The organism is Nostoc sp. WHI (assembly GCF_015714725.1).
GTDB lineage: Bacteria > Cyanobacteriota > Cyanobacteriia > Cyanobacteriales > Nostocaceae > Nostoc.
On sequence record NZ_WBKM01000323.1, the window covers coordinates 26092 to 32607 of the forward strand.

5 protein-coding genes are annotated in these 6516 nt (G+C 45.2%); 2 read left to right on the forward strand and 3 right to left on the reverse strand.

All coding sequences use genetic code 11. The annotated features are described in order from the left end of the window. Nucleotides 1-32 precede the first annotated feature (32 nt). Nucleotides 33-980, forward strand: coding sequence for an aldo/keto reductase (locus F8S12_RS32985; RefSeq protein ID WP_196520488.1), 948 nt, complete (start codon nt 33-35; stop codon nt 978-980). A 10-nt stretch (nt 981-990) separates the two neighbouring features. Here F8S12_RS32985 and F8S12_RS32990 read toward each other — a convergent pair whose 3' ends face one another. The 3 genes from F8S12_RS32990 to rimO all read right to left on the reverse strand — a co-directional run bounded on the left by F8S12_RS32990 (nt 991) and on the right by rimO (nt 4757). Then, a complete protein-coding gene (locus F8S12_RS32990) occupies nt 991-1569 on the reverse strand; it encodes a Uma2 family endonuclease (RefSeq protein WP_196520489.1) in 579 nt (192 codons plus the stop codon). Nucleotides 1570-1819: 250 nt separating this feature from the next. Next, nucleotides 1820-3352: a DEAD/DEAH box helicase gene (locus tag F8S12_RS32995; protein ID WP_196520490.1), complete on the reverse strand. Its 1533-nt coding sequence runs from the start codon at nt 3350-3352 to the stop codon at nt 1820-1822. Between the two features lie 85 nt (nt 3353-3437). Next, a complete protein-coding gene (gene rimO / locus F8S12_RS33000; RefSeq protein WP_196520491.1) occupies nt 3438-4757 on the reverse strand; it encodes a 30S ribosomal protein S12 methylthiotransferase RimO in 1320 nt (439 codons plus the stop codon). 824 nt (nt 4758-5581) lie between these two features. Here rimO and btpA point away from each other — a divergent pair. Further along, the gene (gene btpA / locus F8S12_RS33005) at nt 5582-6430 is read left to right on the forward strand and encodes a photosystem I biogenesis protein BtpA (protein ID WP_196520492.1); all 849 of its coding nucleotides are present in this window, start codon (nt 5582-5584) and stop codon (nt 6428-6430) included. Nucleotides 6431-6516 lie beyond the last annotated feature (86 nt).

The window sequence follows — 6516 nt, forward strand, 5'->3', positions numbered from 1 at the left end:
AAAGAAATATAAATAAATTAAATTTTGCAACCGTGGAAACAATCACATTGGGGCAAAATGGCCCAGCAGTTACACCCTTGTGCATAGGCACTTGGGCTTGGGGTGATAAACTCTTTTGGAATTATGGCAACGGCTATGGCCCAGAACAGTTACAAGAAGCCTTTACAGCAGCCTTAGAAGCTGGTGTTACCTTCTTTGATACTGCCGAAGTCTACGGAATGGGAAAAAGTGAACAATTTTTGGGACAATTTCTGCAACAGACACAACAACCTGTACAAATCGCCACAAAATTTGGCCCTCTACCGTGGCGATTTACAGCCCAATCTGTCTCTGATGCTTTAACAGACAGCCTCAAACGCCTGCAATTAGAACGAATCGCCCTGTACCAAGTGCATTGGCCTTTTGCCTTCCTTTTAAGTCAAAAAACTTTGATGAATGCCCTAGCGGATGAAGTGAAGCTTGGCAGAATTGCCGCAGTGGGTGTAAGTAATTACTCAGCAGAGCAAATGCGAGACGCACATCAAATATTAGCAGCCCGTGGAGTGCCTTTGGCTGTGAACCAAGTACGCTATTCTTTACTTAGTCGCCAAATTGAAAGCCAACATATTATCACAACTGCCCGTGATTTGGGTGTGACTATTTTGGCTTATAGTCCTTTAGCACAAGGATTACTCACTGGCAAGTACACTATTGATAGTCCTGAAACCCCTACTGGTGGGAGGAAAATAGACTCGCGGTTTAAGAAAGAAGGTCTGCAAAAAATTGCTCCAGTCATATCTTTACTACGCAACTTCGGGGAGAAATACGATCGCACCCCTGCCCAAGTTGCTCTAAACTGGTTAATTGCTCAGGGGAACGTTATTCCTATTGCTGGGGTGAAGAATGCCGAACAAGTACGGCAGAATGCTGGTGCTTTGGGCTGGAGATTGAGCGACGATGAAATTGGAGAATTAGAACAAGTTAGTCGTCCTTGGCTGTAGTATCTCTAAACTACTCAAACACAGGCGGCCAAATTTCTGACACTACTAGCTCCCAACCTGGTAGTAAGTCTGGTAGTGTCAGTTTGTCGTTGTCTTGCAAAACTATTGGTTCTTGGTTGAGCCGATAAACTGTAAGCGTCAATTTGTCAGGATCAATCAAGATACCAACTGTAGATCCAAGTTGTAGGAATAGCTGAATTTTTTCTACCAGTGGTTTTATCCGGTCTGACTTAGATTTTATCTCTACCATCAAATCAGGCACCAGTTCCACAAAGTCGCGCTTACTTTTTTTTAGTTTATCAGCACGAACAAAAGATACATCGGGAGCGCGGAGATTTCGTTTTTCGTGATCAGCTTCTTTGCCGTTTTCAGTTTCTAATGTAGGCAAAATAAAACCAGCGCTAGAACCAGTTACCCGTCCTAGCCTCTGTGGGCGTACCCAATTACCCATCTGTCGTGCAAACTCAGCACCTATTTCCTCTGACTCATAATCTGATGGCTCCATAACAATTATATTTCCGTCTACCAGCTCCATCTGCCATTCTGGATGCTCTGCTTGTAATTGTTCTAAGTCTGGGATAGTGAACATAAGACCACGAAGAATGTATCTTTATCCATGTTTCGACAAACTGATAGAAGAAGTTAGCCAAAAAATCAAAAAGTCAAGAGCCAAAGTCAAAATATTGACTATTAACTCTCAACTCTACCGATTTTAGATTTGGAATTTTGGATTGAAGGAAAAAGCGTTCGACTGACTTGTACTGAGCCATGTCGAAGTAGCGCTTACGCCGAAGTCTAAAATCCCAAATTGATTAACTTCTAATTATTGACTAAGAAGCTCATTCCCTAGCTGTAGGTGAACCTAGCTTTTTACTAGGGGATGCAGGGGATGCAGAAGATTCACGATCGCTTGTCCGCAGTTTGGGCTTGGGAGAAGCATTTCTTTGCTCTTCCCCAGTGCTGCTATCTGATTTCCACGCAGCACGAGGGCGATCGCTGGAAGCTTCACGACGCTTGCCCACTCTGGGTTTGGGAGCGGAAGATTCTTCTTGGGGAATTTCCACGTCTGAGTTCAACCAAGCGGGACGAGTTTCATCGTAAGCGATTTGCAGTGCAGCTGCGGCGATCGCCTGAGCATCGTATTCTTCAATCAGTTCGCTAACAATTGGCAAGAATGAAGCCAAGCGCTCACCTGTCAAAGCTTCTCGCACCAGTTCTTGCAATTTCAGAATGTGTTTTGCTTCAATCTGGGCGCGTGTGGGAATCGTCAGCACTTGCCAACTTTGGCGGTTATGACGTTCAAATGTTTGCTGCTTGCGCCGCTCAAATGGCTGTACTAAAGAAATTGCTGTTCCTTCTTTACCAGCACGACCAGTCCGACCAATACGATGGACGTAGGTTTCTACACTATCGGGTAAGTCGTAGTTGATCACATGGGAGAGTTGATCGACATCTAAGCCTCGGGCTGCAATATCAGTTGCTACTACCCAACGCACTTGACGGTTACGGAACCGGACTAATAACCTTTCCCGCGCTTGTTGCGACAAGTCACCGTGGTATTCATCGACACTGTGACCAGCAGATTGCAACTGACTGGTAAGTTCTGCGGCTGTGCGTCTGGTGCGGACAAAGATTAAAGCTGTTTCTGGATCTTCCATTTCCAGAATTGGCTGTAAAGCTTTGGCTTTTGTCCAGTGGCGGGGGATCAAATAAGCTACCTGATTAATCTTGTTGGGAGCGGCTTTTGGCTGCTCAACGGTGACAGTTGCAGGCGATCGCAAAAACTTGTTCACCAACATCCGAATCGATGGTGGCATTGTTGCTGAGAATAAAGCTGTTTGACGATCTACGGGCGCTTGAGAGAGGATTTTCACCACATCATCAATAAAGCCCATACTCAACATTTCATCGGCTTCATCCAACACAAACCACTTCACTTGATCGAGCTTTAAACAGCCGCGATCCAGCAAGTCGATCACCCTTCCTGGGGTGCCCACGACCATGTGAACCCCACGTTTGAGTTGTAACATTTGGCGGTCAATTGATTGACCACCGTAGATTGCTAACACCCGCAATCCTTCATCGCCGATGAACTGAGCGATCGCATCGTGAACTTGCATTGCTAATTCACGAGTTGGTGTTAAAACTATGGCTTGCACGGCTTTTTGATTAATATCCAGCCGCTCTAAAATTGGCAGTGAAAATGCTGCCGTTTTGCCTGTTCCAGTTTGAGATTGACCAACCACATCACGACCGTCTAGCAATTGGGGAATTGCTTGCACTTGAATATTAGTCGGTTCGGTAAAACCGATTTTTTCTAGTTTTTCGACACGTTGTTGGGAAATGCCTAATTCTTGAAATGAAAGAGTCATTAATTCTCCTAAATTTTATGTAGGGATTTTTAGATTAGCCATTAGTCATTGGTTATTGGCCATTTGACAAAGTACAAATGACGACTTAGTTATTGACTACTTGACCATAGAGGTCGTATGTATCAGCGTGGTGGATCGCTATTGGCACGATGGTTCCTAACTTTGCCTGACCTTTGACATATACCAGACCATCAACCTCTGGGGAAAATCTACCTGAACGACCGATTAATTCACCACTTTCAGGATTTTCTTGCTCAATCAGGACATCAACGATTTTGCCGACTTCCTGTTGATTTTTCTTTTGAGAAATCGGTTGCTGGAGTTCCATCAGTTGGTATCGACGCTCGTCCATCACCAATTGGGGCAACTGATTTGGTAGCTTGTAGGCGGGGGTTCCTTCCTCGGACGAAAAGGTAAACACACCAACATGGTCGAATTCATGCCGTTGGACAAACTCTAGTAGATGCTCAAGATGCTCGCTTGTTTCTCCTGGGAAACCAACAATAAATGTTGTCCGCAGTACGGCTGTTGGTAGCGCCGTTTTGATGCGATCTATAATCCCATCATTTACACGTCCTTGCCAGGGACGGTTCATGGCGCGGAGAATATCTGGATGAGAATGTTGCAAGGGCAAATCCAGATAAGGCAAGACGTTGGGTGTTTCTTGGATCGCCGCTATCACATCTGGGGTCAGTCCCGTGGGATAAGCGTAGTGCATTCTGATCCACGGTACATCTACTTTCCCCAAAGCGCGAAGTAATTCGGCTAATTTTGGCTGACCGTAAATATCCAGACCGTAATTAGTGGTGATTTGGGAAATTAAGATAATTTCCTTTACCCCTTGACTAACTAACTGCTCGGCTTCCGCGACGATTGATTCAATAGTACGCGATCGCTGATTTCCCCGAAGATGAGGAATTATACAAAATGCACAACGATAATCACATCCTTCCGCAACCCGCAGGTAAGCTACGCCCTCGGTTGTCGTGCGATAGCGCGGTGTAGTTTCGTCGGCAATGTAGGTTGGCTCAATACTAACCTCTTTGACCCGCTCACCTTGTTCTACACGCTCAATTACATTTACAATTTTGTGATAATCGCCTGTGCCCACAACGGCTACTGCTTCCGGCAACTCCTCCAAAAGTTGTTCTTGGAAGTGTTGCGCCATACAGCCAGTGATTACGATTTTCTTGTTTGCCTCTGCCAGTTCTACCAAAGTTCTGACAGATTCAAGTCTTGCTGCTTCAATAAAACTACAGGTATTAACAATAACGTAATCTGCTAACTCTTCATTTGTATCTACACCGTAGCCTGCTTCTACGAGCATTCCCAGCATGTGTTCTGTATCAATTCGGTTTTTCTCGCAGCCCAGGTGAGAAAATGCAATTGTTGGCTTGTCACCCATATTTTGAAAAAATCTTCATTTTTTTCTTGTAGTCAAACATTCCGGCGCTAACTTCGCTTTTTTGCTATCAGCATCCTCGTGAGAACATCACAGTGGCATACTCCCACTGTTAGCAACTGTGCATTGAGTTATGACCCTATCAATAATAAAAATAGAGGTCATGTTATGATATTTTTATCAATCTGTTCCACAGTGTAAATTGAAGTGTCTTTGGGTTCATTTGACACTTTTAATCTTTTTTAACAATTGCCTATTGGTATTTTACATTACCACAGCGTGTACGTTGTTAACCTACCCATCGGGGAGCCGCCCAAAGGGCTTGTTGTGAGAAGTCGCTACCCTCAGGGAAATCGACGAAAGCGACTACGCCTATAAAGCAGTAATGCTACCCTAGCGATTTACTGGTGCTACGACTGTGCGTGCACAAGACATCTAAACCACGGAAAGCTGCCTTGCGTCTAGTGAGTGGCAAACTCCTCTTGTAGCCAGATTTTATCTTAACATATCTTATGAGAGGTTTCACGCCAATTTCCATTTGAGGAAGGAGGCAGTAAAACGACTATCATAAAACACATTTGACTAATTAATGAAAAGTCAAGAGTCAAGGGTCAAGAGGAGCCAGTCACGCGCGGCAAGGCAGTCCACAGAAGAGGGGGTTTTCCCCATGAAGAACTGCGTCACCCGTATTCCTACGGGTAAGCAAGCTACGTGTAGCGTCTTTGCCAGGAGAAGGGAGGTTCTTAACCTTAAGGGAAGTGGCGTTGAACTGACGTTCAATAGTCAAAAAATTCTGGACTCTGGACTTTGCGAGGCAGATTAAAGACGTGGATTTATATCAGCTATTTAAAACTCGCTCACCGATTATTGGCGTGGTTCACCTGCTACCACTGCCTACCTCACCTCGTTGGGGAGGTAGCCTAAAAGCGGTAATTGACCGCGCCGAACAAGAAGCTGCGGCCCTGGCAAGCGGAGGGGTTGACGGGATGATTGTGGAAAATTTTTTCGACGCGCCGTTTACTAAAAACCAAGTCGATCCAGTGGTTGTGAGTGCTATGACCATTGTGGTGCAACGGATACAGAATTTAGTGACGTTGCCTGTAGGCTTAAACGTTTTGCGAAACGATGCCAAAAGTGCAATGGCGATCGCTAGCTGTTTACAGGCACAATTCATCCGCGTCAACATCCTCACAGGGGTGATGGCAACCGATCAGGGATTAATTGAGGGAGAAGCCCATCAATTACTCCGCTATCGACGGGAGTTGGGATCTGATGTTAAAATCCTAGCCGATGTGTTGGTGAAACACGCCCGTCCTTTGAGTTATCAAAATCTCACAGTCGCCGTCAAAGACACCATTGAAAGGGGTTTAGCGGACGGGGTGATTTTGTCTGGTTGGGCTACTGGTAGCCCTCCTAACTTAGAAGATTTGGAACTAGCTTGTGGTGCAGCAGATGGCACGCCAGTGTTCATCGGTAGTGGGGCCAATTGGGAAAATATTGATACATTAATACAAGCAGCAGATGGTGTAATAGTTTCTAGTTCGCTGAAACGTCACGGACGGATAGAGCAACCAATTGATCCAATCCGTGTCAGTCAATTTGTGGAAGCTGCACGTCGCAGTTGGAATTCTAAGGGTGAAAAAAAATCAGCAGAACAAGTCAAGTTACATTCTTAATTGGGGAGTAGGGAGTAGGGAGTAGGGAGTAGGGGGAACAAGCGAATAATTAATTATTATTTCCCACTCCCCCATTCCCTAATATT

Bases quoted from the DNA above. Each gene is read 5' to 3' on its own strand.
- F8S12_RS32990 (WP_196520489.1), bottom strand. From the start codon at position 1,569: ATGTTCACTATCCCAGACTTAGAACAATTACAAGCAGAGCATCCAGAA.
- F8S12_RS32995 (WP_196520490.1), bottom strand. From the start codon at position 3,352: ATGACTCTTTCATTTCAAGAATTAGGCATTTCCCAACAACGTGTCGAA.
- rimO (WP_196520491.1), bottom strand. From the start codon at position 4,757: ATGGGTGACAAGCCAACAATTGCATTTTCTCACCTGGGCTGCGAGAAA.